General features: G+C 71.7%; 23 protein-coding genes and 1 pseudogene. 12 read left to right on the top strand and 12 right to left on the bottom strand.

Annotation, left to right across the window (positions count from 1 at the left end; translation table 11 throughout):
* Window positions 1-280: 280 nt before the first annotated feature.
* A pseudogene (locus ACIPPS_RS04610) lies at window positions 281-1,003 on the bottom strand (D-alanyl-D-alanine carboxypeptidase family protein); the annotation flags it as partial.
* A gap of 358 nt (window positions 1,004-1,361) precedes the next feature.
* On the opposite strand from ACIPPS_RS04610, the gene ACIPPS_RS04605 reads away from it, so the two are divergent.
* The 3 genes from ACIPPS_RS04605 to ACIPPS_RS04595 all read left to right on the top strand — a co-directional run bounded on the left by ACIPPS_RS04605 (window position 1,362) and on the right by ACIPPS_RS04595 (window position 4,954).
* Entirely contained in the window at window positions 1,362-1,607 is a 246-nt protein-coding gene (locus tag ACIPPS_RS04605; protein WP_362413633.1) for an SCO4848 family membrane protein, read from the top strand.
* Window positions 1,608-1,618: 11 nt separating this feature from the next.
* On the top strand, window positions 1,619-3,184 hold the full coding sequence (locus ACIPPS_RS04600; protein WP_401426757.1) for a metallophosphoesterase: 1,566 nt from the start codon (window positions 1,619-1,621) through the stop codon (window positions 3,182-3,184).
* A 216-nt stretch (window positions 3,185-3,400) separates the two neighbouring features.
* Window positions 3,401-4,954 (top strand): ABC transporter substrate-binding protein, encoded by a 1,554-nt coding sequence (locus ACIPPS_RS04595; RefSeq protein WP_401426755.1) that lies wholly within the window; start codon window positions 3,401-3,403, stop codon window positions 4,952-4,954.
* 94 nt (window positions 4,955-5,048) lie between these two features.
* On the opposite strand, the gene ACIPPS_RS04590 is transcribed toward ACIPPS_RS04595, so the two are convergent.
* The 7 genes from ACIPPS_RS04590 to ACIPPS_RS04560 all read right to left on the bottom strand — a co-directional run bounded on the left by ACIPPS_RS04590 (window position 5,049) and on the right by ACIPPS_RS04560 (window position 10,728).
* Window positions 5,049-5,858, bottom strand: a complete 810-nt coding sequence (locus ACIPPS_RS04590) for a TetR/AcrR family transcriptional regulator (RefSeq protein ID WP_401426752.1) — start codon at window positions 5,856-5,858, stop codon at window positions 5,049-5,051.
* 48 nt (window positions 5,859-5,906) lie between these two features.
* The gene (locus ACIPPS_RS04585; RefSeq protein ID WP_401426750.1) at window positions 5,907-6,482 is read right to left on the bottom strand and encodes a hypothetical protein; all 576 of its coding nucleotides are present in this window, start codon (window positions 6,480-6,482) and stop codon (window positions 5,907-5,909) included.
* A 113-nt stretch (window positions 6,483-6,595) separates the two neighbouring features.
* Entirely contained in the window at window positions 6,596-7,354 is a 759-nt protein-coding gene (locus tag ACIPPS_RS04580) for a succinate dehydrogenase iron-sulfur subunit (RefSeq protein WP_401426747.1), read from the bottom strand.
* On the bottom strand, window positions 7,354-9,108 hold the full coding sequence (gene sdhA, locus ACIPPS_RS04575; RefSeq protein ID WP_401426744.1) for a succinate dehydrogenase flavoprotein subunit: 1,755 nt from the start codon (window positions 9,106-9,108) through the stop codon (window positions 7,354-7,356). Before sdhA ends, ACIPPS_RS04580 begins: the two co-directional genes overlap by 1 nt.
* 25 nt (window positions 9,109-9,133) lie before the next feature.
* Window positions 9,134-9,607, bottom strand: a complete 474-nt coding sequence (locus ACIPPS_RS04570) for a succinate dehydrogenase hydrophobic membrane anchor subunit (protein ID WP_260229269.1) — start codon at window positions 9,605-9,607, stop codon at window positions 9,134-9,136.
* A gap of 8 nt (window positions 9,608-9,615) precedes the next feature.
* On the bottom strand, window positions 9,616-9,996 hold the full coding sequence (gene sdhC, locus ACIPPS_RS04565) for a succinate dehydrogenase, cytochrome b556 subunit (protein ID WP_015035721.1): 381 nt from the start codon (window positions 9,994-9,996) through the stop codon (window positions 9,616-9,618).
* Between the two features lie 183 nt (window positions 9,997-10,179).
* A complete protein-coding gene (locus tag ACIPPS_RS04560) occupies window positions 10,180-10,728 on the bottom strand; it encodes a 2-oxo-4-hydroxy-4-carboxy-5-ureidoimidazoline decarboxylase (protein WP_401427213.1) in 549 nt (182 codons plus the stop codon).
* Window positions 10,729-11,029: 301 nt separating this feature from the next.
* Here ACIPPS_RS04560 and ACIPPS_RS04555 point away from each other — a divergent pair, with 301 nt between their 5' ends.
* The 3 genes from ACIPPS_RS04555 to ACIPPS_RS04545 all read left to right on the top strand — a co-directional run bounded on the left by ACIPPS_RS04555 (window position 11,030) and on the right by ACIPPS_RS04545 (window position 14,011).
* Window positions 11,030-12,643 (top strand): glycoside hydrolase family 20 protein, encoded by a 1,614-nt coding sequence (locus ACIPPS_RS04555; protein WP_401426740.1) that lies wholly within the window; start codon window positions 11,030-11,032, stop codon window positions 12,641-12,643.
* A gap of 121 nt (window positions 12,644-12,764) precedes the next feature.
* Window positions 12,765-13,400 (top strand): DUF4328 domain-containing protein, encoded by a 636-nt coding sequence (locus ACIPPS_RS04550; RefSeq protein ID WP_401426737.1) that lies wholly within the window; start codon window positions 12,765-12,767, stop codon window positions 13,398-13,400.
* A 62-nt stretch (window positions 13,401-13,462) separates the two neighbouring features.
* Window positions 13,463-14,011 carry a hypothetical protein gene (locus tag ACIPPS_RS04545; protein WP_401426734.1) on the top strand — a complete coding sequence of 183 codons (549 nt, stop codon included), beginning with the start codon at window positions 13,463-13,465 and terminating at the stop codon, window positions 14,009-14,011.
* A 97-nt stretch (window positions 14,012-14,108) separates the two neighbouring features.
* Here the strand turns inward: ACIPPS_RS04545 and ACIPPS_RS04540 are convergent, their stop codons facing one another.
* Window positions 14,109-14,843, bottom strand: a complete 735-nt coding sequence (locus ACIPPS_RS04540; RefSeq protein WP_401426731.1) for a Clp protease N-terminal domain-containing protein — start codon at window positions 14,841-14,843, stop codon at window positions 14,109-14,111.
* Window positions 14,844-15,237: 394 nt separating this feature from the next.
* Here ACIPPS_RS04540 and ACIPPS_RS04535 point away from each other — a divergent pair, with 394 nt between their 5' ends.
* Window positions 15,238-15,903: an RNA polymerase sigma factor gene (locus tag ACIPPS_RS04535; protein WP_401426728.1), complete on the top strand. Its 666-nt coding sequence runs from the start codon at window positions 15,238-15,240 to the stop codon at window positions 15,901-15,903.
* Entirely contained in the window at window positions 15,903-17,177 is a 1,275-nt protein-coding gene (locus ACIPPS_RS04530; protein ID WP_401426725.1) for a hypothetical protein, read from the top strand. Before ACIPPS_RS04535 ends, ACIPPS_RS04530 begins: the two co-directional genes overlap by 1 nt.
* 157 nt (window positions 17,178-17,334) lie before the next feature.
* On the opposite strand, the gene ACIPPS_RS04525 is transcribed toward ACIPPS_RS04530, so the two are convergent.
* Entirely contained in the window at window positions 17,335-18,192 is an 858-nt protein-coding gene (locus ACIPPS_RS04525; protein ID WP_401426722.1) for a L,D-transpeptidase family protein, read from the bottom strand.
* A gap of 157 nt (window positions 18,193-18,349) precedes the next feature.
* Between ACIPPS_RS04525 and ACIPPS_RS04520 the strand changes: the two genes are divergently transcribed.
* Together ACIPPS_RS04520 and leuE are read left to right on the top strand one after the other, a co-directional pair.
* The gene (locus tag ACIPPS_RS04520) at window positions 18,350-19,930 is read left to right on the top strand and encodes a methylmalonyl-CoA mutase (RefSeq protein ID WP_401426719.1); all 1,581 of its coding nucleotides are present in this window, start codon (window positions 18,350-18,352) and stop codon (window positions 19,928-19,930) included.
* A gap of 135 nt (window positions 19,931-20,065) precedes the next feature.
* Window positions 20,066-20,725, top strand: a complete 660-nt coding sequence (leuE, locus tag ACIPPS_RS04515; RefSeq protein ID WP_401426717.1) for a leucine efflux protein LeuE — start codon at window positions 20,066-20,068, stop codon at window positions 20,723-20,725.
* 10 nt (window positions 20,726-20,735) lie between these two features.
* Here leuE and ACIPPS_RS04510 read toward each other — a convergent pair whose 3' ends face one another.
* Window positions 20,736-22,049, bottom strand: coding sequence for an alpha-2,8-polysialyltransferase family protein (locus ACIPPS_RS04510; protein WP_401426715.1), 1,314 nt, complete (start codon window positions 22,047-22,049; stop codon window positions 20,736-20,738).
* On the bottom strand, window positions 22,046-23,044 hold the full coding sequence (locus ACIPPS_RS04505; protein WP_401426712.1) for a glycosyltransferase family 2 protein: 999 nt from the start codon (window positions 23,042-23,044) through the stop codon (window positions 22,046-22,048). The genes ACIPPS_RS04510 and ACIPPS_RS04505 overlap by 4 nt, the downstream gene beginning before the upstream one ends.
* Before the next feature lie 187 nt (window positions 23,045-23,231).
* Here ACIPPS_RS04505 and ACIPPS_RS04500 point away from each other — a divergent pair, with 187 nt between their 5' ends.
* A complete protein-coding gene (locus ACIPPS_RS04500) occupies window positions 23,232-24,500 on the top strand; it encodes a DUF6716 putative glycosyltransferase (RefSeq protein ID WP_401426710.1) in 1,269 nt (422 codons plus the stop codon).
* Window positions 24,500-25,927 carry a cytidylyltransferase domain-containing protein gene (locus ACIPPS_RS04495; RefSeq protein ID WP_401426708.1) on the top strand — a complete coding sequence of 476 codons (1,428 nt, stop codon included), beginning with the start codon at window positions 24,500-24,502 and terminating at the stop codon, window positions 25,925-25,927. Before ACIPPS_RS04500 ends, ACIPPS_RS04495 begins: the two co-directional genes overlap by 1 nt.

Here is a 25,927-nt window from a genome sequence, read left to right as displayed (position 1 = left end):
CCGGCCGCTCCGCCGCGGCGACGTTCGCGGCGGTGTCCGCGCCGGGCGCGTCCTTGCCCGGCGCCGGAGCGGCCGAGCCGTCGCTTCCGGTGCCCGGGCCCGTGACGGCGGACTTCGGCGCGACCAGCTCGCCGACCGGCACGGCCTTCCCGGACGCCGCGAAGCCCCAGTCGAGGAGCCGCGCGGTCTCCTTGTAGACCGCGTACTGCTCCTTGGAGGACGGGTTCATCACCGTCACGAGCAGGACTTTGCCGTTGCGTTCCGCAACGCCGGTGAACGTGGAGCCGGCGTGCGTCGTGCTGCCGTTCTTGACGCCCGCGATGCCCTGGTAGGGCGCGACGCCGAGGTCGCCGGTGAGCAGCCGGTTGGTGTTCTGGATCTCGAAGGTCTCGCGCTTCTTGCCCGGCTTGAGCTCGCCGGGGAAGGGGGCGCGGGAGGTCGCGGCGTACTCCCGGAAGTCCGGCTTCTGCATGCCGCTGCGGGCGATCAGCGTGAGGTCGTACGCGGAGGAGACCTGGCCCGGGGCGTCGTAGCCGTCCGGCGAGACGACCTCGGTGTCGAGGGCCTGGAGCTCGTCGGCGCGGGCGTTCATGTCCGTGACGGTCTTCTCGATGCCGCCGTTCATCGCGGAGAGCACCCGCACGGCGTCGTTGCCGGAGCGAAGGAAGACGCCGAGCCAGAGGTCGTGGACCGTGTAGCTCTGCTTCTCCTTGATCCCGACGAGGCTGGAGCCCGCGCCGAGCCCGGCCAGGTCCTGGGCGGTGACGGTGTGGTTCGCCGTCCTGGGGAACTTGGGCAGGACCGTGTCGGCGAAGAGCATCTTGAGCGTCGAGGCGGGCGCCAGCGGCCAGTGGGAGTTGTGCGCCGCGAGCACGGCACCGGTCTCGGCGTCCGCGACGATCCACGACCGCGCGCTCAGCTCCTTGGGCAGCACCGGAACCCCGGGCGCGAGGTTCACCTGCGTGCCGGGCCTGCTCAGCAGCGACCCTCCGACGGAGGACATGAGGGCGGGTGGCTTGGGCTGCTGGTCCTCCTTCTTGCTGTCCGCCGTGTCCGCATGGGCGGGGACGGCGGCGAGGAGGGGGAGCAACGCGGCGGCAAGGACCGCCCGGGCGGTCGTCTTCGAAGCAGACACGATCGAAAACGTACAGGTACCCGACAACGAACCGAACCCCGCCAGGCGGTTGGCCCACAGGCGACCACTCGGACGCGCCCGGCCCTCCGCGCGGAGCTCCGCCCGGCCCTCCCCTCGGCCCTCCCCTCGGTGCTCCGGCCCGCGCCCCGCCCGACGCTCCGCCCTGCCCCCCGGCCCCGGACGCCCCGGCGCCGAGGCCTCTGGGACCGGTGGTGATACTGGGGGTATGAAGCTCAGCCGGCCGGTCTCCTGGTTCCTGCTCGCCTTCGGGGTGTGGAGCTGGTTCATCTGGATCACTTTCGTCAAGAACCTGTGGAACGACGGGAGCGGTCTCGCCTTCGACGACGCGGGCGACCCGACGGCCTACTTCTGGGTTCATCTGCTGCTCGCCATCACGTCCTTTGTTCTGGGGACGGTGGTCGGCGCGATCGGGTTGCGTGGCGTGCGCGCATTGCGGCGCGAACGCGGATAGGGGTGGGGCGCGTGCTCGGCTTTCTGCTGGTGGCTGTCGTGGCCCTGAGCCTCCTGGGCGGGGTTCACTGGTACGTGTGGCGGCGCCTGGTGCGCGATGTCACCGCGCGGGGGAGCGTGGCGCGGCGCCTGGGGACGGCCGCCGCCTTCGTCCTGCCCGCGCTCTCGGTCGCGGCCCTGTCCTCGGCGCGGGCGGGCGCCCCCTTCTGGCTCCAGCAGGTCGTGGCCTGGCCGGGCTTCCTCTGGCTGGCCGTGCTGCTGTACGTGACCCTCGCCCTCGTCGTCGGGGAGGCCGTACGCCCGCTGCTGCGGCGCGCGCTGGAGCGCGGGGCGACCGACCGTACGGCCCAGGCCCAGGCCCAGGCCTCGGTCCTGGCGCCGACCCCGGCTTCGGCCACGACCCCGGCGGCGCCCTCGACTTCGGCCCCGGCCTCGGCCTCGACCTCGACCTCGACCCCGGCCTCGACCTCGACCTCGACCTCGACCTCGACCTCGACCTCGACCTCGGCCCCGGCCGCTACCTCGACCTCGGCCTCGACCTCGGCCCCGGCCGCGCCCTCCGCCCCGGCCGCGCCCTCCGCCCCGACTCCGGCCCCAGCCGCCGCCTCGGCCCAGCCGGCCGCCCCTCCCGTCCCGGTCCCCACCGCGAACGGCCAGGGCGCGCCCCCCGACACCGAGGACCGGGCCGGGGCCACCATCGAGGCCAAGACCGAGGCCGGGTCCTCCCCGCACGCCCCCGGCGCCACCGCCGTCTCCCGGCGGCTGTTCGTGTCGCGTGTCGTCGGCGGAGCCGCGGCCGCCGCCGCCCTCGGGACCGTCGGGTACGGGACGTACGGCGTCCTGCGTGGCCCGCGCGTCAAGCGGGTGACCGTGCCGCTGGCCAGGATTCCGCGCGCCCTGCACGGGTACCGGATCGCCGTCGTGTCCGACATCCACCTCGGGCCCGTCCTCGGCCGCGCCCACACCCAGCGCATCGTGGACTCCATCAACTCCACCCAGCCCGACCTGATCGCCGTCGTCGGCGACCTCGTCGACGGCACCGTCGAGAACCTCGGCCAGGCCGCCGAACCGCTCGCGCGGCTCAGGGCCCGGCACGGCTCGTTCTTCGTGACCGGCAACCACGAGTACTTCTCCGGCGCCGACGCCTGGGTCGACCACGTCCGTGAGCTCGGCCTGCGCCCGCTGCGCAACGAACGCCTGGAGATCGCGGCCGGTTTCGACCTCGCCGGGGTCGACGACATCGCCGGCGAGAGCGAGGGCCAGGGCCCGGACTTCGCCGCCGCGCTCGGCGACCGCGACCGTACGAAGGCCGCCGTCCTCCTCGCGCACCAGCCGATCGTCATCGACGACGCCGTCCGCCACGGCGTCGACCTCCAGCTCTCCGGCCACACCCACGGCGGACAGCTCTGGCCCGGCAACTACCTCGCCGAGCTGGCCAACCCGACCGTCGCGGGGCTCGAACGGTACGGCGACACCCAGCTGTACGTCTCCCGCGGAGCCGGCGCCTGGGGACCCCCGGTCCGGGTCGGCGCGCCCTCCGACATCACCCTCGTACAGCTGGCTTCACGGCAGGCATGACAAGCCGCGGGTGAGGCCGCGCGAGCGGAAGACATCACTCATCGCGCAGGGGGCGATACGTACCGTTCGATCCCTCCATGTCTCATCTCGGACATATAGCTGCATCGTGAAGGTTTCCTCTTCCACTTGTGAAGCCCGTGTGATTGGGTGACGCCATCGCGGCATGGCTGGGAGCCGCCGCGGCAGGGGTGGGCTCGACATGAAGGAAGCACGGCGATGCGGTCGACGGTCCGTCTTCGGATCCTCATCACTTGTGGAGTTCTGGCGGTCGCCGGGGTGGGGGGCTGGCAACTGCTCCCGTCCGACGACGTCCGGACCGATCCGATCACCATCGGCACCACGGACGAGGTGACCTCACTCGATCCGGCCGGTGCCTGGGACGCCGGTTCCTGGGCGATGTACAGCAACGTCTACCAGACGCTGCTGAGCTTCAAGCCGGGCGTCGTCACGCCCGTCCCGGACGCCGCCAAGAGCTGCAAGTTCGTCGGCGCGCGGCTCACGACGTACCAGTGCGAGCTGCGGGACGACCTGACCTTCTCCAACGGCCGCAAGGTGACCGGCGAGGACGTCAAGCACTCCTTCGAGCGGATTCTGAGCATCAAGTCGGACACCGGTCCCGCGCCGCTCTTCCCGACGCTCAAGAGCGTCGTGGCCGACGGGCAGAAGGTCACCTTCCACCTGAACAGCCGGGACGCGACCTTCCCGCTGAAGCTCGCCACGGGCGCCGGATCGATCGTGGACAGCGGCCAGTACCCCGCGAAGCGGCTGCGCGACGGCAACACGGTCGACGGCTCCGGTCCGTACGTCCTCAAGGAGTTCAAGCCCGGCGAGAGCGCGCGCCTGGAGCCCAACCCGAACTACCGGGGCGCGGCCAAGGCCGGCGCCACGGTCGTCGTGAAGTACTTCACGGAGTCCGAGCAGCTCGCGACCGCCTGGAAGACCCGGCAGGTCGACGTCGCGCACCGGCAGATGCCGCCGGAGTTCCTCTCCGAGGCGAGCGAGAGCAAGGACTCCGCCCGGATCACGGAGGCGCAGACCGCCGAGGTCCGCAACCTCTACTTCAACGTGAAGCCCGGCTCCCCGATGGCGAAGAAGGAGGTCCGGCAGGCCGTCGCCGCCGTCGTCGACCGCCCGGCGATCGTCACCGGCGCCTACCACGGCACGGTCGAGCCGCTGTACTCCCTCATTCCGCAGGGCTTCAACGGCCACAGCACCTCCTTCTACGACGCGTACCCCGAGCCGTCCGGGAAGAAGGCCGAGGAGCTGCTCGAGGACGCGGACGTCGAGACGCCGGTGACCTTCACCCTCGGCTACCGCAAGGACGCCACCTACGCCGCCGAGGCGAAGGAGCTCCAGAAGCAGCTGCAGGCGACCGGCCTGTTCAAGGTGAAGCTCGTCGAGGCCGAGTGGCAGGACTTCCAGAAGGCGTACGCGAAGGGCGAGTACGACGCGTACCCCGTCGGCTGGCTGCCCGACTTCCCGGACTCCGACAGCTTCACCGCCCCGCTCGTGGGCGCGGGCAACGCCATGCACAACGGCTTCTCCAGCCGGAAGATCGACTCGCTGATCTCGGCGACGCAGCAGTACAGCGACCGGGCGGCGGCCGTCAACGACTTCGAGGACATCCAGTCGGAGGTCGCGAAGGACGTCCCCCTGGTCCCGCTCTGGCAGAAGAAGGACTACGTCCTGGCGACCACCGAGATCGCCGGCTCGCAGTACCTCACCGACGGCACCGGGATCTGGCGGCTCTGGGAGCTGAGCTGGATCTGATCCGGCGTCCGTCGGACCGTCCACAGCGACAGGCGATGACGGAGGGGCCTCGAACCGTGCACCGGTTCGAGGCCCCTCGGTCGTGGTGGGAGCCTCAGCTCTCCTTGGGGGCCTTCGCGCGCCGCGGCCTGCCCGAGGCGGCCATGCCCGCCGCCGTCGGCATGAAGTCGGCCAGGAGGTCGTGGGTCTCGCGGACCAGGGGGCGCAGCAGCCGGAAGCGGGAGAGCGTGATCGCCCGGGCGGTCACGGGGGAGAGGCGCTCGACCAGTCGGCGGCTGTTGGCGCAGCCCTCGGAGCGGTCGTACACCCAGAACAGCACCAGGCCCATGTGCTGGAGCCAGAGCAGCTGGGGAAGCGGTTCGGCCAGCTCGGGGTCGATCTTGACGTTCGCGCCGGAGATGACCCGCCGGTGGACGTCGATCGCGGCCTCGCGCGGCCCCTCCGACTCGGGGGAGAAGGGGCTGAGCGGACTGTCCGGGTCGGCGGCGTTCTTGAAGAACTGCGACGCGAACTCGTGGTACGGCTCGGCGATGTCGAGCCAGCCGAGCAGGACCCCGCGGATACGGGCCGTGAGGTCCTTCTCGTCGCTGTCCAGGACCGCCGCGACGGCCGACTGGTGCTCCTCGGCGATCCGGTCGTAGAAGCCCTGGACGAGGTGTTCCTTGGAGGCGAAGTAGTAGTACGCGTTGCCGACGGAGACCCCGGCCTCCTGGGCGATGGCCCGCATGGTCGTCTTGTCGTAGCCGCGCTCCTTGAACAGCCGGAGCGCGGTTTCGAGGATGAGCGTGCGGGTCTGTTCGCTCTTCGCGGCCTTGGCCGGGGCCTTGGCTCCGATCGCGGTGGGCTCGGGCTCCGCGGCCCGTGCGTCGCGCTCGGCGGGCTTCTCTTCCTTCACGTCCTTCACAGTCCCCGAGCCTAGCCGGGCGCGTCGGGTGCCTCGCAGGCCCCGTTGTCACATGCTCAGGGAACGGGCGTAGTTCAGTTGGCCCATGACCCAGTGGAGGGTGTCCGGGCCCCTCGCCGGGATCATCGTCGCGTGGTGGCGGCCGCCGCTCACCACCGTGACCTGGATGAAGCCGGTCGTCTGCTTCTCCTTCATCAGCAGGAAGAGCAGGCCCAGCAGGCACAGCACGAAGAAGATGATGGCCAGCACGATCGCGACGGTCGGGATCTTCTCCTCGGTCCGCGACATGTCCATCACGTTCCACACCGCGCCCCGGAGCGGCATCTGCCCGGCCGGGGTGATGATCTGGTCCCCGACGACCGTGATGTCACCCAGGCTCAGCAGCGGCGCGCCCCCGCCCTGCCCCGTCGGGTGCTGCGGCGGCACCGGCAGGCCGGGCAGCGTCGGCTGGTACCCGCCCCCGGTGCCGGCGGCCTGCGGGTAGCCGTAGCCGGGCGTCCCCTCCTGCGGGTACCCGTAACCCGGCGTCCCCGCCTGCGGATATCCGTAGCCGGGGGTCCCCGGCTGCTGCTGCCCGGGCCCCCACTTGTACTCACCGTCCGCGTAAGGGTTCGGCTCGCTCATCTCTCCCCGCTCTCTCCACCAACGGAAAAGCCCGCTTCTGCACGCCGAGCGTACAGAAGCGGGCTTCACCGTTGTGACCAGCTGTCAGAAGACGACGGGTCGACGGCGCCGGACTAGAAGCGGCGCGTGATCAGCGCGCGCTTCACTTCCTGGATCGCCTTCGTGACCTCGATGCCACGCGGGCAGGCGTCCGTGCAGTTGAACGTCGTGCGGCAACGCCACACGCCGTCCTTGTCGTTCAGGATCTCCAGGCGCTGCTCGCCCGCCTCGTCGCGCGAGTCGAAGATGAAGCGGTGCGCGTTGACGATCGCGGCCGGGCCGAAGTACTGCCCGTCGTTCCAGAACACCGGGCAGGACGACGTGCACGCGGCGCACAGGATGCACTTGGTGGTGTCGTCGAAGCGCTCGCGGTCCTCGGCCGACTGCAGACGCTCACGCGTCGGCTCGTTGCCCTTGGTGACCAGGAACGGCATGACGTCCCGGAACGCCTGGAAGAAGGGCTCCATGTCGACCACGAGGTCCTTCATCACGGTGAGGCCCTTGATGGCCTCGACGGTGATCGGCTTCTCGGGGTTGATGTCCTTGATCAGCGTCTTGCAGGCGAGCCTGTTCTTGCCGTTGATCCGCATCGCGTCCGAGCCGCAGATGCCGTGGGCGCACGAGCGACGGAAGGTCAGCGTGCCGTCGACGTCCCACTTGATCTTGTGAAGGGCGTCGAGCACGCGCTCCTTCGGGTCGATCTCGATCTGGAAGTCCTCCCAGACCGACGCGTCCGACACCTCGGGGTTGAAGCGGCGGATCCGCATCGTGACCGTGATGTACGGGGAGGCGGCGGAGCCCGCCTCGACCTTGTCCAGTACGGGGGTACCCATCAGTACTTACGCTCCATCGGCTGGTAGCGGGTCTGGACGACCGGCTTGTAGTCGAGACGCACGGTCTCGGAGCCGTCCTCGCCGACCTCGCGGTACGCCATCGTGTGACGCATGAAGTTGACGTCGTCGCGGTTCGGGTAGTCCTCGCGGTAGTGACCGCCGCGGGACTCCTTGCGCGCCAGGGCCGAGACGGCCATGACCTCGGCCAGTTCGAGCAGGTTGCCCAGCTCGACGGCCTCCAGCAGGTCCGTGTTGAAGCGCTTGCCCTTGTCCTGGATGGACACGTTCTCGTAGCGCTCGCGCAGTTCGGCGATCTTCTCGACGGCCGTCTTGATGGTCTGCTCCGTACGGAACACCATCACGTTGGCGTCCATCGTCTCCTGCAGCTCACGGCGGATGTCGGCCACCCGCTCGCTGCCCGTGGAGTTGCGCAGCTTCTCGATCTGCGCGACGACGAGGGACTCCGGGTTCTCCGGCAGCGCGACGAAGTCGTGCTTGGCGGAGTACTCGGCGGCGGCGATGCCGGAGCGCTTGCCGAAGACGTTGATGTCGAGCAGCGAGTTGGTGCCCAGACGATTGGCGCCGTGCACCGACACACACGCGACCTCGCCGGCCGCGTACAGACCCGGGACGACGGTGGTGTTGTCGCTGAGGACCTCACCCTCGACGTTGGTCGGGATGCCGCCCATGGCGTAGTGCGCGGTGGGCTGGATCGGGATCGGGTCCGTGTACGGCTCGATGCCGAGGTACGTACGGGCGAACTCGGTGATGTCCGGCAGCTTGGCGTCGAGCTGCTCCGGCGGGAGGTGCGTCAGGTCCAGGTAGACGTGATCGCCCTCGGGACCGCAGCCGCGGCCCTCGCGGATCTCCGTGTAGATGGAGCGCGAGACGACGTCACGGGACGCGAGGTCCTTCATGACCGGCGCGTACTTCTCCATGAAGCGCTCGCCGTCCTTGTTGCGGAGGATGCCGCCCTCACCGCGGGCGCCCTCCGTCAGCAGGATGCCCATGCGCCAGATGCCCGTCGGGTGGAACTGGAAGAACTCCATGTCCTCCAGCGGTAGGCCGCGGCGGTAGCAGGCCGCCTGGCCGTCACCCGTCAGGGTGTGCGCGTTCGAGGTCACCTTGAAGAACTTGCCCGTGCCGCCGGAGGCGTAGATCACGGCCTTGGCCTGGAAGATGTGGATCTCGCCGGTGGCCAGCTCGTACGCGACCACACCGGCGGACTTCTTGACCCCGTCGACCTCGACGATGAGCTGGTCCAGGACGTAGAACTCGTTGAAGAACTCCACGCCCTCCTTGACGCAGTTCTGGTACAGCGTCTGGAGGATCATGTGGCCGGTGCGGTCCGCGGCGTAGCAGGACCGGCGGACCGGGGCCTCGCCATGGTTGCGGGAGTGACCGCCGAAGCGGCGCTGGTCGATGGTGCCGTTCGGGGTCCGGTTGAACGGCAGGCCCATCTTCTCCAGGTCGAGGACGGCGTCGATGGCCTCCTTCGCCAGGATCTCGGCGGCGTCCTGGTCGACCAGGTAGTCACCGCCCTTGACCGTGTCGAAGGTGTGCCACTCCCAGTTGTCCTCCTCCACGTTGGCCAGCGCGGCGGCCATGCCGCCCTGCGCGGCGCCCGTGTGGGAGCGGGTGGGGTAGAGCTTCGTCAGCACGGCGGTGCGGCTGCGCTTCGTCGCCTCGATGGCGGCGCGCATGCCGGCGCCGCCGGCTCCGACGATGACGGTGTCGTACTTGTGGATCTGCATGTCGTGGATTACCTCAGCCCCGTGCCTAGCGGATGTTCGGGTCGAAGGTGAAGATCACCAGCGTGCCCAGAAGGATGGTGAACACCGTGGCGGTGTACAGCAGGCCCTTGAGCCACAGGCGCGTGTTGGCCCGCTCCGCGTAGTCGTTGATGACCGTGCGGAGGCCGTTGGCGCCGTGCAGCATGGCGAGCCAGAGCATCAGGAGGTCCCAGACCTGCCAGAACGGCGAGGCCCAACGGCCCGCCACGAAGGCGAAACCGATCTTGGAGACGCCGCCGTCGAGGAAGAGCTGGATCAGCAGGTGGCCGAGGACCAGGACGACGAGGACGATGCCGGAGAGGCGCATGAAGAGCCATGCGGCCATCTCGAAGTTGCCTCGCGTCGCCCGCGGCGTCTTGCCGGTGCGCTTGCGGGGGGCCTCGATGTACGGGGCCGGGTTGTCCACGTCGTAGGAAGCGCCCTCGACGGGACCGATCGCGGAAGTGGTGTCAGCAGACATGTCTGGCGTCAGCTCCCGAACAGTTCACGTGCGGCGTGGCCGAGGACGGGGTACAGCGAGCCCGCCATCAGCACGACCCAGATGCCCACGACGGTCCAGAGCATCTGCTTCTGGTAGCGCGGGCCCTTGGACCAGAAGTCCACGGCGATGACCCGAAGGCCGTTCAACGCGTGGAAGAGGATGGCGGCGACCAGGCCGTACTCGAGGAGTGCGACGATCGGCGTCTTGTACGTGGCGACCACTTCGTCGTAGGCCTCGGGAGAGACGCGGACGAGAGCGGTGTCCAGCACGTGTACGAACAGGAAGAAGAAGATGAGGACGCCGGTGACTCGATGAGCCACCCAGGACCACATTCCTTCCCGGCCGCGGTACAGCGTTCCAGCCGGCACGGAAAAACCCTCCGGGAGCGGGGATCAGGGTCGGCCGGCTTCAGTGTCGGTCTGACCCGGCCGGGTACGGTCCACCGGCCCTGGTCATCGTAGCGACGACTTGTCGGTTCGCTCGCGCGGGGTCCATAGGTGTGATCAAAGAGGCACGGACGGACTACGGAGAGACAGGCACCGCTGCCCGGATCACCGCATTCCGGACGGATGTGTGGCATTCGGCGGCAGAAGGGGCCAGGCCGCCGCGCCGACGTGGTGCGCGAGCCGACCGCGGGCCAGCCGGCGCAGCTCGTCGGCGGCGACCACCCGCTCCTCCTCCGGCTCGTTGGCGAGCCGCGACCGGATGCCCGCGAGCACCTGGTCGAGACGCTCGCCGGGACGTACGCCGTCGAGGCTGATCACGAAGGCGTGCCCGAAACGGCTCTCGTACGCGGCGTGCGCGGCCCGCAGCGCGGTGTGGGCGGCGGGCGGGGCGTCCGGGTGGGGCGCGGCCGAGGACTCGGCGGCGAGCGCCTCCTCGCGATCGGCCGCGGACAGGTCGTACCCGGCCTCGTCGGCGGCGGCGAGCAGCGCGTCGAGGGTCGGATACGGGCGGTGCGCGGCCACCCGTTCGGCCCAACGCCGGCTGTGGCAGCAGGCCAGCAGCAGCTCGTGCGCGGCGTCGGCCGGGGCGGCGTTGAAGAGCCCCAGGCCGTCGGGCGTGGCGAGCGGCCGGGGTTCGCCCTGCTGCGCCGGTATCGCGGGGGCGGGACCGGGCGCGCCGGTGGTGGTGGCGGAGCCCAGGTTCCGGTTCCGGGAAGGGGCGCGGGTGTCGCTGGTCAGCGTGGGCTCCGGGAAAGGTGGGGTGGATGTGACTCAACGTTATCGATGGGGAGGGAGAAGTGTCCGACGGATGCGCGAAATTCACCCGGAAGGGAGAGTTTCGGAACGTGTGCGTGACGTTCCGGCACAGATCTCTGTACGTCCCGGGCCCGCCCCGAACCGGTCCCGGTCCCGCCCCGAATGGCCTCACTTCGCAGGCTGAGGGAGGATTCCAGTGATGCGCTACGCCATACGAAGGGCCCACGCGGGCCCCACCCTCGTGGCGGCCGCGGTGGCACTGGCCACCGTGACCTCCTGTTCCAGCGGCTCGGCCGACGGTCCGGCGGGCCCCACCTCCGGTGCCGGCACGCCGTCCGCCGTGACCAGCGCGACGAGCACGCCCCCGCCCAGCCCCACCCGGACGTACCCCCTCTCCACGGCCCCGCTCACCGTCCCCGCCGTCCGCTCCCACGAGGCGGCGCGCGGGCCGGGCTGGAAGCCGGACCCCCAGGCCGGGATCGTCGTCGCGGCGGGCAGCGAGGGCCTCGCCGACGAGGCACGGCTGCTCGCGGGCGAGCTCAAGATCGCGTACCGGGGCGCGGTCGCCGCCCGCGCGGGCGACGTCGAGCTGGCGCTCGGCGGCAAGGGCGCCCCCGAGTCGTACACGGTCACCACCCGCGACGACCGGGTCAGGATCACCGGCCCCGACCAGGCGGGCGTCTTCTACGGGACCCGCACGCTGAAGCAGTCGGTGAACGGCTCCGGCGCCATGCCCGAGGGCACGGTCACCGACGCGCCCGCGAAGCCGCAGCGCGGGCTGAACGTCGACATCGCCCGCAAGTTCTTCACGGCGGAGTGGATCGAGGCCCGGCTGCGCGAGATGGCCGACCTCAAGCTCAACCAGTTCGGCCTGCACTTCTCCGACGACCAGGGCTTCCGGATCGCCTCGGACACCCACCCCGAGATCGTCTCCGCCCAGCACCTCACCAAGGCCGAGGTGCGCCGCATCCTCGCCCTCGCGCAGACCCTGCACATCACCGTCGTGCCCGAGATCGACTCGCCCGGACACCTCGGCGCCGTCCTGCGCGCCTACCCGGACCTCCAGCTGCGCAACGTCTCCGGGGTGCCGCGCCAGGGCGCCATCGACATCTCCAAGCCCGCCTCAGCGAAGCTCGTCGACGAGCTGCTGCGCGAGTACGCCGGACTGTTCCCCGGCGGCTGGTTCCACGTCGGCGCCGACGAGTACCAGGCGCTGACCGTGAGCTCCCCGGCGGCCTCGTACCCGCAGCTGGCCGAGGCGGCCCGGCAGAAGTACGGGCCGGACGCGGGCGTCCAGGACCTGGCCGAGGGCTGGCTGAACGACCGCGCGGCGGTGGTGCGCGACGCGGGCAGGACGGCGAAGGCCTGGAACGACGGGTTCTTCCAGGGCGGGGTCGTCACGGCCGACAAGGACATCGAGGTCGAGTACTGGACCGGCAAGGAGATCGGGGCCCGGCCGCCCGCCGAGTACCTGGCCGAGGGCCGGAAGGTCGTGAACCTCAACGACGAGTACCTCTACTACGTCCTCGGCGAGCCGAACGACTTCACGTACCCCACCGGCCGCCGCATCTACGAGCAGTGGACCCCGCTGGTGCTGCGCGGCACGACACCGGTGCCGGCGCGGTACGGGCCGCAGATCCTGGGCGGCCGGTTCGCGGTCTGGTGCGACCTGTCCCAGGCGCAGACCCCGGCGCAGGTGGCCGACGGGATCCGGATGCCGCTGACGGCGACGGCGCAGAAGCTGTGGGACGCGCGGACGCCGACGGCGAGTTGGGCCCAGTTCCAGGACCTGGCGGTGAAGGTGCGCGGCTGACCTGCGGTTTCCCCATGGACGGGACGGTCCGCTTCGCGTACGGTCCCGTTCGCGGCGGCCGCGCGGCCCTGCCGGGACCTCGGGGAGGGGGCCCGCTCATCCTGGGGGGACCCGCTCCACCATGCTCCGTAATCCGAACGGCTTGTCGTACGCCGTCGTGGCCCTGCTCGGTGCCAACATCGCCTTCGACGTCCTGCTGGCCGTCTTCGAGATCCGCGTTCTCCTCGCCGACGAGACGGCGGGCCAGGCCGACCCGGCCGTGTTCGGGTCCCTGAACCTGAACGTGGCCTACAGCATGGCCTTCACGCTGTACGTGGCCACCGGGGTCGTCTTCATCGTCTGGTTCCACCGACTGCGGAAGAACGCCGGAGTCTGGGCTCCCGACCTGCAGGGACGGGGCCCGGGGTGGGCCGTCGGTGGCTGGTTCATCCCCATCGGCAACCTGTGGATCCCGCGCGAGACCGCCGCCGACATCTGGCGCGCGAGCCGCATGACTCCCTACGCCGCCGACCGGAAGGGGGAGCTCGCCCTCCTCAACAGCTGGTGGGCGGTCTGGGTCGCCGTCATGATCGTGGGCCGCGTCGGGGCCTTGATGTACCGCGGTGCCGAGACCGCCGACACGTTCGTCGCCGCGGCGCGCGTGTCGCTCCTCGGGTACGTGCTCGACATCGTCGCCGCCGTCCTCGCGATCCTCTTCGTCCGGCGGCTGACCTCTATGCAGCACCACAAGGCCACTGGCATGATTCCGGCCGCATAGTGACGAATTTTCGCCAGGCGGCGCAGTAAGAGGAAGTGCCGCGACCGCGACGGGAGGCCTCGATGAGCCTGCTGGAACTGATCGACCGGGCCGACGAGCGGAGTCTGGCGGCTGCCGGGCTCGCCTGTCTGGACCGCTGTCTGCCGCTGCTCGCCCCCGACGGCGGCGACGTGCTGCGACCCGTCTGGGCGGCGGTGGCCCGGGGCGACGGCGAGGCGTGGGGCGAGGCCGTGGCCAAGGCCCGTGTCGAGTTGGACGGTGTCGACGCAGGCGGCGTCGCGGCCGGTCTCGTACGCGAGATGCTGGGCGCCGCGCCGGCCGAGTGGGTCGAGGAGTCGCTCAGGGTGTGGGCCGCCGGATGTTCCGTCAGCGCGCTCGCCCTGCACGGGCGGTACGAGGCGGCCGAGGTCACGGACGAGCTGATCGGGCGGTGCCGCGCCGGGGACGCGGCCGGGGCCGGGCCGCTCCTCGCGGGCGAGTTGCGCCGCCAGCAGGCGGTCCTGGAGTCGGTCGCCCACGGCCCGACCGGACTGCGCCGGGCCCGCGAACTCTCCACGGAGGGCGGCCGGGTGCTCCGCGCGGTCGTCTCCCGCCGGGCCCGCACGGCCTGACGGCCTTCCTGGCCCGGCGGCCTTCCTGGCATGGCGGCCTTCCTGGCCCGGCGGAGCGCGGGCAGGCGCGCTCGGCCGCGCCCGCCCGCCCCCGCTGTCACTCCGTCGGCTTCACCGAGAGCTGCTCCAGGATCGCCGCGAAGTCCGACTCCGCCCGCGTCTTGTCCAGGCCGAGGCCCGTCAGGGCCCCGTCGCCGTCCTCGAACTCCAGCAGCGCCAGCAGGATGTGCTCGGTGCCGACGTAGTTGTGGCCGAGCCGGAGCGCCTCGCGGAAGGTCAGCTCCAGCACCTTCTTCGCCGCCGCGTCGTACGGGATGAGCTCGGGCACCTCCTCGGCCGCCGGCGGCAGCGTCGGGGTGAGCGCCTCGCGCAGCGCCTCGGGCGTCACACCCTGGGAGGCGATCCAGTGCACCGCGAGCCCCTCGGGCTCGGCGAGCAGGCCGAGGGCCACGTGCGCGGTGCCGATCTCGGCGTTGCGGGCGGCCGAGGCCTCGTTCTGGGAGGCCATGACGACGTTCCTGGCGCGGGGGGTGAAGCGGCTGAACCCGGCGTTCGGGTCCATCTTCTCCGCGTCCGGGTCCTTGGGGACGAAGCGCTTCTGGGCCGCCTGGCGGGTGACGCCCATGCTCCGGCCGATGTCGGTCCAGGACGCGCCGGAGCGCCGGGCCTGGTCGACGAAGTGCCCGATCAGATGGTCGGCCACGTCGCCGAGGTGGTCTGCGGCGATCACCGCGTTCGACAGCTGGTCGAGCGCGTCGGAGTTGCTCTTCTTGATCGCTTCGATGAGGTCGTCGAGCCGGACGGGGATGGTCATGCCGACTGGTTTCGTCATGGGTGCAACCCTAGGTTGACACCTCTCCACTGTCAACCATCAGTTGACAGCGGAGAGGGCGTGAAGGGGTGCGAAAGGGGCCTGAGGTGGGCGACAGGAGCCGGAAGCGGCAGGAGAGGGCGGCCCGACGTGGCAGGAAAAGGAGGACGACCGGGGCCGCCACCCCCCACAGGAGAGGCCCCGGTCGTCGTCCGCGGAGCCGCAGCACGGCCCCGTACTCCCTTCAGCGCCATACAAGCGTTTTCTGTCACACCACCGCCGATGTCCCAAGTTGGTTGCAGGTTGCACAAAGGGTGGGCGAACGTGGACGGGGCGGCGGAGAAGCACGTAGCGTCTGCTGCGTGCCGAGCGGTGCGGCGGTGGTGACCAGCCGTGATGACGAACAGGGTGGGGAGTGCTGGGGGAGGACGCGGAGCTGACGGCCGCGGTGCTCGCTGCGCAGGACGGGGACGAGGACGCCTTCCGTACTGTGTACCGCGCCGTGCATCCCCGGCTGCTGGGCTATCTGCGCTCGCTCGTCGGTGACGCCGACGCCGAGGACGTGGCCTCCGAGTCCTGGCTCCAGATAGCCCGCGACCTCGACCGCTTCAGCGGCGACGCCGACCGGTTCCGCGGTTGGGCGGCCCGCATCGCCCGCAACCGGGCGCTCGACCACATCCGGATGCGTGGCAGACGCCCCGCGGCCAGTGGCGACGAGACCGAACTCACCGACAAGCCCGCCGAGTCCGACACCGCGGACGAGGCACTGGAAGCACTCGCCACCGGCGACACCATGCACCTGATATCCCAACTTCCGCAGGACCAGGCCGAGGCCGTGGTCCTGCGGGTCGTCGTCGGCCTGGACGCCAAGAGCGCCGCCGACACCCTCGGGAAGCGCCCCGGCGCGGTACGGACCGCGGCCCATCGCGGTCTGAAGCGACTCGCCGAACTCCTCGGCGTCGAGGGCGACGGCGGCGCCGCCCCTCTCGGGGGAGTACCACCGCAGCGTGGTCGCAGACCGGGGGTTCCGGCCCCCGGAGGTGTGACGCAATCGCGCGCGCGGACGCAGAAGGACATGTGATGGCCGACGAGCGGTACCCATGGCTCGACCAGGAAGCCGCGGAGCGGTTGCTGCGCGGTGAGGCGGTCGACGCCGTCGACGATCACAGCCGGGCCGAGGCCGAGCGCCTGGCCAGGGCCCTCGCGGAGACCCGCCCGGCGCCTCTCCCCTCCGTGGCGGGGATCGAACTGCCGGGTGAGGCGGCCGCCCTGGCCGCCTTCCGCAAGGCCGCCGCCGAACGCGGCCGGGTCGTGCGGCCGGCCGCACACGCCTCCCACGCCCCGCCCGCCTCCCGGACTCGCGCGCCGGGCGTCGCCGACCTCGGCGCGGTACGGATCGCCCCGGTCGGAACCGACCGGCGCTGGGGTCGCTCCCTGCGGTACGGACTCGCGGCCGCGGTCGCCGCGGTGGCCGTCGGCGGGGTCGCCGTCGCCTCGGGCACGGGCATGCTGCCGTTCACCACGGAGGGCCCGACGCCGGCCGGTTCGGTGTCGGCGGCGGGCACCCCCGGCCCGATCCCCTCGCACTCCCCGGACTCCTCCGAGTCACCGGGACCGCTCGTCGACACCGTCACGCCCTCGGCGCCCGTGACCGGTGACCTCGTCCCGCCCGGCGCGTCCCCCTCGTCGCCCGCCACCCCCGCGCCCCCGGCCACGACCGGCCCCGGCGCCGGTCCGGGCGGGTCGGACGGGACGGGCGGCCAGGGCGGTACGGACGAGGCCACCCCGCGGCCGGGGCAGAGCACCAGCCCCGCGGACCAGGGCGGCGAGACCTCCGGCGCCAAGCTCGTCAAGGCCTGCCAGGACTTCCGCGCCGGGCGCATCGACGCCACCGCCAAGGACCGGCTCGCGAAGTCGGCCCGCGCGGGCGAGACCCTGCGCCGCTTCTGCGACCGCGTCCTGGGCGAACGCTCGCCCGGCCAGGGCGACGACGACTCCTCGGGCGACGGCGACGGCGACGGCGAAAGCGACCGAACGGGCCCCGAGGGCCACGGCCGCAGTAGCCAGCGGGACGACGGCGGAGCCCAGAGCCGCGCCGGCGCCCGTTCCACGAACCCCGTCCGTTCCACCAGCCTCGCGCGCAACAACGACGCTGCCGGCTTCTCGAGCCCCGTGCGCTCCACGATCCCCATGCGCACGAGCCCCGTGCGGTACACGAGCCCCGTGCGCTACACGAGCCCCACCGGTGCCGCGGGCCCCGCCGGCACGGGGGAAGGGGCCCAGGAACGCGCCGTCGACCGGGCTCCCGCCGGTCCGACGGTCCGGGTCGGCGGCGCCTCGACGAACACGGTGTGACAGTTTTCGGCCTGTCGGCGCAGTAATGAGTGAGCCGACTGGTCATCGGCCGCGCGTGAGCCGGGGTTCCCCCCGTACCTTCGGCTCCGCGCACCGGCGCGGGTGGGACACGTTCCCCCGGTCCCACCCGCGCCCCTTCTCCTTCCGCCCCCGCGGCCTACCAGTGCACGACGACCTTGTCGCCGACCTTCACCTGGTCGAAGAGCGCGGAGAGCTTGCCCCGGTCCCGGACGTTGACGCAGCCGTGCGAGGCGCCGTTGTAGCCCCGGGCCGCGAAGTCCGCCGAGTAGTGCACCGCCTGGCCCCGGCTGAAGTACATCGAGAGCGGCATCGGCGTGTGGTATAGCTTCGACCAGTCGTTACGGACCTTCCGGTCGACCTGGAAGATGCCCTCGCGGGTCGGGGTGTTCTCCGAACCGAAGCGGACGTCCATCGACGAGACGACCGTGCCGTCGATCATCCACGCCAGCGTGCGGGTCTCCTTGCTGATGCAGAGCACCCGGCCGGTCATGCAGCGCGGGTCCGGCGTGTCGAGGGTGTTGGTGGTGGCCGGCTTCAGCTCGGCGGCCGTCGGCTTGCGCGTCATCCCGGTCAACCGCTGCCAGGTCACCTCGTCCACCGAGCCGGACTCCGGCAGCCCCCGCTTCTTCTGGAACGCCTTCACGGCGCCGCCCGTGATCGAGCCGTAGAAGCCGGTGGGCGCCCGGTCGAAGTAGCCGATCTGGCGCAGCCGCGCCTGCAGCTCGCGCACCTTCTCGTTCTCGTCGCCGTCCTTCATCAGGACCTCGCCGACCGGCTGCGCGGAGGTGGGGGAGGAGCTGGGCGTGGCCGTCGGCTTGTCGTCCGCCGTCGGCGTACCGCTGGGCGAGGCGGAGGTGGGGGACGAGGTGGGCTCGTCGGTCGCCGGGGCGGAGGAGGAGCTCGACGGCGTCCCGCCGGCCGAGGGCGCGGCGCCGGAGCCGCCGGCCGCCTGGGCCGTACAGCCCGTGACGACCGCCACGGCGACCGCGGCCATGAGTGCTCTGCGTATGACGGAAGAACGGCGCATCTGTTGCCCCCCGGGAATCAGCGTGTGTACCTCTTTGATGCCTCCCGCGCGCCCTTGGTTGCGCACGGAGCTCCAACGCGGACCATGCTGTGACAGAAGCGAGATCTCACGGAGAGGCGGAGCGATGGCGCGCGAGTCGGAGTCGGGACTGCCCATCGAGCCGGTCTACGGACCGGACGCGCTGGCCGGGTGGGAGCCCGCCGCGAAACTGGGCGAGCCGGGCGCGTACCCCTTCACGCGCGGGGTGTACCCGACGATGTACACGGGCCGGCCCTGGACGATGCGGCAGTACGCCGGATTCGGCACCGCCGTCGAGTCCAACGCCCGCTACCGGCAGCTGATCGAGCACGGCACGACGGGCCTCTCCGTCGCCTTCGACCTGCCGACCCAGATGGGGTACGACTCGGACGCCCCGATCGCGCACGGCGAGGTCGGCAAGGTCGGTGTCGCCATCGACTCGATCGACGACATGCGGGTGCTGTTCGACGGGATCCCGCTGGACCGGGTCTCCACGTCGATGACCATCAACGCCCCCGCGGCGCTCCTGCTCCTCCTCTACCAGCTCGTGGCGGAGGAGCAGGGCGTCCCGGCCGACCGGCTGACCGGCACGATCCAGAACGACGTGCTCAAGGAGTACATCGCACGCGGCACGTACATCTTCCCGCCCAAGCCCTCGCTGCGGCTCATCGCCGACACCTTCAAGTACTGCGGCGCCGAGATCCCGAGGTGGAACACGATCTCGATCTCCGGCTACCACATGGCCGAGGCCGGTGCCTCGCCCGCGCAGGAGATCGCCTTCACCCTCGCCGACGGCGTCGAGTACGTCCGTACCGCCGTCGCCGCCGGCATGGACGTGGACGACTTCGCGCCCCGGCTCTCCTTCTTCTTCGTGGCCCGTACGACGCTCCTGGAGGAGGTCGCCAAGTTCCGGGCGGCCCGCCGGATCTGGGCGCGGGTGATGCGGGAGGAGTTCGGGGCGCGGAACCCCAAGTCGCTGATGCTGCGCTTCCACACCCAGACCGCCGGGGTGCAGCTCACCGCGCAGCAGCCCGAGGTCAACCTGGTCCGCGTGGCCGTGCAGGGTCTCGCGGCCGTCCTCGGCGGCACGCAGTCGCTGCACACCAACTCCTTCGACGAGGCCATCGCCCTGCCGACGGACAAATCCGCCCGCCTCGCCCTGCGGACGCAGCAGGTGCTGGCGTACGAGACGGACGTCACCGCCACCGTCGACCCGTTCGCCGGTTCGTACGTCGTGGAGTCGATGACGGACGACGTCGAGGCCGCCGCGGTGGAGCTGATGCGGAAGGTCGAGGAGCTGGGCGGGGCGGTCGAGGCGATCGAGCGCGGCTTCCAGAAGGGCGAGATCGAGCGCTCCGCGTACCGGATCGCGCAGCAGACCGACAGCGGGGAGCGGATCGTCGTCGGCGTCAACCGCTACGCGATGGACGTCGAGGAGCCGTACGAGCCGCTGCGGGTCGACCCGGCGATCGAGGCCCAGCAGGCGGAGCGGCTGGCACGGCTGCGCGCCGAGCGCGACGGGGCGGCGGTGGACGCGGCGCTCGCCCGGCTCCAGGAGGCGGCGCGGGGAACGGAGAACGTGCTCCACCCGATGAAGGACGCGCTCAGGGCGCGGGCGACGGTCGGCGAGGTCTGCGACGCGCTGCGGGAGGTCTGGGGCACGTACGTCCCCACCGACGCGTTCTGACCACGGCGCGCCGCGGACCCCGCGGCCCCCACGCCCGGCGGTCGCACGCGGCCCGATCGGGCGCCCGGGGTCGTGATCTTCCGCGATACGAAACAGGGAAGCGGGCTGTCGTACCTCCGTGCGAGACTCCGCTCCATGCTGGGTGTCACCGATCTTCCGACGTATCTCGTGGGCCTCGTCCTCATCATCCTGCTGCCGGGGCCGAACTCGCTGTACGTGCTGTCCGTCGCCGCACGCAAGGGCACGCGGACCGGGTACCGGGCCGCCGCCGGCGTCTTCACCGGCGACGCGGTCCTGATGACGCTGGCCGCGCTCGGCGCCGCGTCGCTGCTCCAGACCACCCCCCTGCTCTTCATGATCGTGAAGTACGCGGGCGCGGGCTATCTGGCGTGGATGGCGTACGGGATGATGCGGGCGGCCTGGTCGATGTGGCGCGACCGCGGCGAGGTGCGCGAGGACCCGGAGAGCGCGGGGGCGGTGGGCGACGCGGGGGAGAACCCGTACCGCCGGGCGCTGATCATCAGCCTCTTCAACCCCAAGGCGATCCTGTTCCTCATCTCGTTCTTCGTGCAGTTCGTCGACCCCGGATACGCCTACCCGGCGCTGTCCTTCCTGGTGCTCGGCACGCTCCTGGAGATCGGCAGCTTCCTCTACCTCACGATGCTGATATTCGGCGGCACCCGGCTCGCCGCCGCGTTCCGGCGCCGCAGGCGCCTCTCGGCGGGGGCGACCTCGGCGGCGGGCGCGCTCTTCCTCGGGTTCGCCGCGAAGCTCTCCCTCAGCAGCGCCGCCTGACCTCGCGGGCTCACTTCGCCAGCGCTCGCTTCAGCTTCAGCGCGCGCCGGGCCAGCCGTCGGACCTTCGGGTGGCGGGGGACCGGGATGCCGCCCGGGAGGCCGAGGACGGTGAGGCGGCGGCGCTTGAAGTAGTACCGGGTCCGCTCCGCCAGCGGGCCCGAGAGATGACGGACCGCCGCGCCCCGCAGGTCCGGCCGGATCTTCGGCTGCATCGCGAAGCCGACCGCCGCGACCAGGCCCGAGAGGGCCTCCGCGTCCGGTGCCGGACCTTCGGGGCCGTCCGCCTCCAGGTCCGGGACGAGCGCGTCGACCAGCGTCGCCGGGACGCGGTTGCTGTTCTGGAACGGGGTCAGCCGCTCCAGGAGCATCCGCGTGCCGACCCGCGCCACCGGGATCCCGTAGAAGGCGTGCGCCGTCATCAGCGCGGTCGAGAAGCAGCCCACCACCAGCGCCGGACGCTGCTCCCGGTACACCACCTCCGCGAGCACCGGCCGGTCCAGGACGGTCAGTTCGGCGCCCAGCGCCTCCGCCTCCCGGGCCAGCCGCCGTGTCCAGGCGTCCGGCGCCGTGGGGTGCGGCTTGAAGACGAGCCGCCGGTGCCCGCGCGCGATCGCGCCCCGGACCATCCGGACGTGCAGCTCCTCCTCCTCGGCCGGGGTGAGCAGCGAGAGCGCCGCGAGGTACTGGCCGAGCAGCAGCGCAGGGCCGTCCTCCTCGCCGGCCGGACCGGCCGAGTCCGCCAGCTCGGCTACCACCTTGGTGAAGGCCTCCGTCTCCACCACCTCCGCCGTCGGCCCGAACTCGCCGAGCAGCAGCGGGGCGAGGCCCGGCACGAGGTCGAGGTGGAGCAGCCGCCGTACCCGCTCGCCGACCAGCGGGTCGATCTTGTTCCGGGTGGGGCCGTAACTCATCAGGCCGTCGGCGTAGACGTCGAGCGCCGCCTCGGGGAACAGCCGCGCGATCGTCAGCGCGGGCGCCACCTGGACCGACTCCAGGGCGATCTCGATCCGGTCGTCGCCGAGCTCCCACAGCCGCCGCAGATGGCGTTCGAGCAGCGGTACGTCGTCCCCGCGCGGCGACCAGCCCGCCGGGTGCAACGGCTCGATCGCCTCGTTCCAGGACAGTACGTCGTCGAAGCGCCCCCGCAGCCGCTCGAAGCCGGGCATCTCGTCGAGGGCGGGTGTGGTCTCCGGTACCGCCGCGTTGTTGCCGACGAGCAGCAGCCGCCGGTCGGCGGGGCCGAAGCAGCCGCTGTCCAGGGCCGCGGCCAGCGTCGCCGCGCCGTACAGGGTGGAGGCGTAGAAGATCTGGGTGGTCCTCACGCGGCGGCCCCCTGACCCGCGGTCGGGGCGAGGGAGCCCGCGCGGCGCCGGCGCAGCTTGCGCAGCACGCCCGCCCGCTCCTCGTCCATCGAGGACAGCGCCTCGTCGAGCACGTCCTGAGGCATGCGCCGCAGCGCCGCCGCACTCATCGAGCGCAATTTCTTCGCCACCGCCGGTTCGAATCGTTCAATGGAGGAGACGTGGTGCGAAATGAGCGCGCAATACGTACGGACGGCTTTGGGAAGAAGCCGGTCCGCGTCCACGTCGTTCGCCGTTTCGTCGATCACCTGATCGAAGGCCCGGATGAAATCGAGTTGGCGAATATCGCCGATCTGCGTCAGGGAAGTGGCGACGCCCCGCCGGTAGAAGATCCCGAGCGTGCTCACCGCCGCGAAGGACTCCGCCTCCCGGTGCAGCTTCCAGATCCACGGCCGGTCCTCCGCCGTGCGCAGACCGGGCGTGAAGTGGAGCAGCCCGCGGTCGAGCAGCCGCCGGTGGTACATCCCGGCCCAGGCGTACGGGTAGTCGACGGAGGTCGTCCGGTGCGCCGGCAGGATCGCGTCCCGGGGGCGCAGCACCTCGCCCCTGCGCCCGACGGGCACGCGCTTCACCGACCGGGCCCGGCCCGTGTTCACCACGTGGTCGGTCCGGAGGAAGTCGCAGCCGAGCCCGTCCATGGCGGCCACGAGGCGCGCCAGGTGGCCGGGGGCGAGCCAGTCGTCGCCGTCGAGGAAGGCGAGGTACTCGCCCCGGGCGGCGTCGAGGCCGGTGTTGCGCGCCGTGGCCAGCCCCTCGTTCTCCTCGTGTCGGAGCAGGACGGCCCCCGGGATCTCGCGCGCGGCCCGTTCGAGGATCTCCGGCGTTCCGTCCGTCGAGCAGTCGTCGACCAGCAGGAATTCGAAGTCCTCGCGGGCATTCGCGCGCAGGCTTGTCAGGGTGTCGGGGGCGTATGTCTGCACGTTGAAGAACGGCACGACGACGGAGAGCTTGACCACCCGGCCGACGCTAGGCGCCGGTCCGGCCTTCGTTCTGACCGGCAGAGGGATGTTCGGTGAACACGGAGAGGCGGGAGCCTTAACCGCCCCCGATCCCGTCCGTTTTCAGCGTGCGGAGAGGCTCTGTTCACCGTTTGTTGTGTCTCAGTTGGGCCAGCCAACGGAATGCCTGTTTAGCGTCCTCGACGTGCCATCACGTACCCATGAACGAGTACGCATTGCCGTACTCGCCGACTCCGACACCCGGTGGAAATGGGGCGCGCTCACCGCGCGTCGTATCGCGGCCTCCGAGCCCACCGGATTCGTCCTGCGCGGTCGGGCCACCCCCACCGCGCGCCAACTCGCCGAGACCGGGGTGTCCGACACACCCCCGCGCGAGGTGACGGGCGCGGAGTTCCTTCGTGAGGTACGGGACGGGGCGTACGACCTCGTCGTGCTCGCCCTCGTCGGCGGTACGGTCCGCGCGGTCCTCCAGGGCATCGCCGACCTGGGCCTGGAGCGCCGCCCGGTGATCGTCACCGGCTATGTCGGAGTCGTCTACGAGAAGCTCGCCGACGGTCTCCTGCTGCGCCACGGCGCGGACGTCGTCCTCGCCAACTCCCGTCACGACGCGGAGCGTTTCCGCGCCGTGTACGAAGGAGTGGGCGCCGACGCCTCCTCGGTGGTGGAGGCCGCGCTGCCGTTCCTCGGCGGCGCGCCCTACGCCCCCGAGGCCGGCCGGGACACCCTCGTCTTCGCCGCCCAGCCCTCCGTGCCGGTCAGCCGCGCCGACCGGGCCTACCTGCTCCGCAGGCTCGTCGACCACGCGCGGCTCCACCCGGGCCGGGAGGTGCTGCTCAAGCTCCGCTCCAAGCCGGGCGAGCACACCACCCACCTGGAGGAGCTGCCGTACCAGAAGCTGGTACGCGACCTCGACACCCCGCCCAACTTCCGTCTGGTGTACGGGCACATGGGCGAGGTCCTGGACCGCACCGACCTGCTGGTCACCGTCTCCTCGACGGCCGCCCTCGAAGCGCTGCACCGGCGGATCCCCACGGCGATCCTCACCGACATGGGCGTGCGCGAGGTCCTCGGCAACCACCACTTCATCGGTTCGGGCCTGCTGACCTCCTTCGACCGGCTCGACGCGGACGTGCGCCCGAAGGCGGACGAGGAGTGGCTCGCCCGGCAGGGCGTGGCGTCCGACGGAGGCTACGAGAAGGCCTTCGACGCCGCCCGCGAGCGGGTCGCCGACCTGCTCGCCGGCCCGGCACTGCCCCCGATCGACCCCTACTACACAGCGGAGTCGGCCCCCGGCTACCTGCCCGGGATCCTCGCCCGCCACCGTCTGGACGTGACCGCCACCCGGACCCGCGACAGCGGGCTGCGGCGGATCGTCCGGGAGGCGGCGCGGGGCGCGTACCGCCACGGCGTCCAGCGCGTGGCGCCCGTCATCCGCCGGCTTGGAGAACTCTGATGACCACGACCGTGCTTGCCGTCATCCCGGCGCGGGGCGGTTCCAAGGGCGTACCCGCCAAGAACCTCGCCCCGGTCGCGGGCGTGCCGCTGGTCTCGCGCGCGGTCCGCGCCTGCCTCGGCGCCCGTCTGGTCACCGATGTCGTCGTCTCCACGGACGACGCGGCGATCGCCTCGGCGGCCCGCGCGGCCGGCGCGGAGGCGATCCACCGCCCGGCGGCCATCGCGGGCGACACCGCGACCAGCGAGTCCGCGGTCCTGCACGCGATGGACGCCTTCGAGGCGACGAGCGGCCGTCGCGTGGACGTGGTCCTCCTCGTCCAGTGCACGAGCCCCTTCATCACGGCGGAGGAGGTCAACGGCACGGTCGAGAAGATCACCACCGACGGCGCCGACACGGCCTTCACGGCCGCTCCGAGCCACGGCTTCCTCTGGCGCGAGGGCCACAACGGCGCCGCGACCACCGGCGGCGGGCCGACCGGCGCCGCGACCACCGGCGGCGGGCCGACCGGCGCCGCGACCACCGGCGGCGGGCCGACCGGCACCGGGCCAACCGGCACCGGGCCGACCGGCACCGCGACGACGGACTCCGCGACGACGGACTCCGCGACCACCGGCGGCGGGCCGACCGGCACCGGGCCGACCGGCTCCGGCGCGCACGGCTCCGGCGCGCACGGTGCCGCCGCGGGGAACTCCGGTGCCTACGGCGTCAACCACGACAAGGCCTTCCGGCCCCGCCGCCAGGACCGCGAGCCCGAGTACCTGGAGACCGGCGCCGTCTACGCGATGGCCGCCGAGGGGTTCCGTACGCACAACCACCGCTTCTTCGGCCACACCGCGCTCGTCGTCACCGACCCCCTGCGGGTCCTGGAGATCGACGACCCGCACGACCTGGCCCGCGCCCGCGCCCTCGCGCCGCTGCTCGACACCCCGGTCACTCCCGGCTTCGGCGACATCGACGCCGTGATCCTCGACTTCGACGGCACGCAGACCGACGACCGCGTCCACCTCGACGCCGCGGGCCACGAGTTCGTCTCCGCGCACCGCGGCGACGGCCTCGGCATCGCGGCCCTGCGCCGCGCCGGCATGCCGGTCCTGATCCTCTCGACCGAGCAGAACGCCGTCGTCGCCGCCCGCGCCCGCAAGCTCCAGATCCCCGTCCTGCACGGCATCGACCGCAAGGACCTCGCCCTCAAGCAGTGGTGCGAGGAACAGGGCATCGACCCGCAGCGCGTCCTCTACGCCGGCAACGACGTCAACGACCTCCCGTGCTTCCACCTCGTCGGCTGGCCCGTCGCGGTGGCGAGCGCGCACGACTCCGTACGGGCCGCCGCCCGTGCGGTGACCCTCACCCCCGGTGGCTCCGGCGCCGTCCGCGAGATCGCGGCCTGGCTCCTCGGGCCCGAGCTCCTCTCCCCCAACTCCTAA

It is taken from the genome of Streptomyces sp. NPDC090127 (assembly GCF_044746945.1).
Classification (GTDB): domain Bacteria; phylum Actinomycetota; class Actinomycetes; order Streptomycetales; family Streptomycetaceae; genus Streptomyces.
This window is presented reverse-complemented; position numbering and strand designations above follow the sequence as displayed.

What these genes read in the sequence shown, in the direction of transcription:
- ACIPPS_RS04605 (WP_362413633.1), top strand. Translation starts at nt 1,362, where the DNA reads ATGAAGCTCAGCCGGCCGGTCTCCTGGTTCCTGCTCGCCTTCGGGGTG.
- ACIPPS_RS04595 (WP_401426755.1), top strand. Translation starts at nt 3,401, where the DNA reads ATGCGGTCGACGGTCCGTCTTCGGATCCTCATCACTTGTGGAGTTCTG.
- ACIPPS_RS04585 (WP_401426750.1), bottom strand. Translation starts at nt 6,482, where the DNA reads ATGAGCGAGCCGAACCCTTACGCGGACGGTGAGTACAAGTGGGGGCCC.
- ACIPPS_RS04580 (WP_401426747.1), bottom strand. Translation starts at nt 7,354, where the DNA reads ATGGGTACCCCCGTACTGGACAAGGTCGAGGCGGGCTCCGCCGCCTCC.
- sdhA (WP_401426744.1), bottom strand. Translation starts at nt 9,108, where the DNA reads ATGCAGATCCACAAGTACGACACCGTCATCGTCGGAGCCGGCGGCGCC.
- ACIPPS_RS04570 (WP_260229269.1), bottom strand. Translation starts at nt 9,607, where the DNA reads ATGTCTGCTGACACCACTTCCGCGATCGGTCCCGTCGAGGGCGCTTCC.
- ACIPPS_RS04555 (WP_401426740.1), top strand. Translation starts at nt 11,030, where the DNA reads ATGCGCTACGCCATACGAAGGGCCCACGCGGGCCCCACCCTCGTGGCG.
- ACIPPS_RS04550 (WP_401426737.1), top strand. Translation starts at nt 12,765, where the DNA reads ATGCTCCGTAATCCGAACGGCTTGTCGTACGCCGTCGTGGCCCTGCTC.
- ACIPPS_RS04545 (WP_401426734.1), top strand. Translation starts at nt 13,463, where the DNA reads ATGAGCCTGCTGGAACTGATCGACCGGGCCGACGAGCGGAGTCTGGCG.
- ACIPPS_RS04540 (WP_401426731.1), bottom strand. Translation starts at nt 14,843, where the DNA reads ATGACGAAACCAGTCGGCATGACCATCCCCGTCCGGCTCGACGACCTC.
- ACIPPS_RS04530 (WP_401426725.1), top strand. Translation starts at nt 15,903, where the DNA reads ATGGCCGACGAGCGGTACCCATGGCTCGACCAGGAAGCCGCGGAGCGG.
- ACIPPS_RS04525 (WP_401426722.1), bottom strand. Translation starts at nt 18,192, where the DNA reads ATGGCCGCGGTCGCCGTGGCGGTCGTCACGGGCTGTACGGCCCAGGCG.
- ACIPPS_RS04520 (WP_401426719.1), top strand. Translation starts at nt 18,350, where the DNA reads ATGGCGCGCGAGTCGGAGTCGGGACTGCCCATCGAGCCGGTCTACGGA.
- leuE (WP_401426717.1), top strand. Translation starts at nt 20,066, where the DNA reads ATGCTGGGTGTCACCGATCTTCCGACGTATCTCGTGGGCCTCGTCCTC.
- ACIPPS_RS04495 (WP_401426708.1), top strand. Translation starts at nt 24,500, where the DNA reads ATGACCACGACCGTGCTTGCCGTCATCCCGGCGCGGGGCGGTTCCAAG.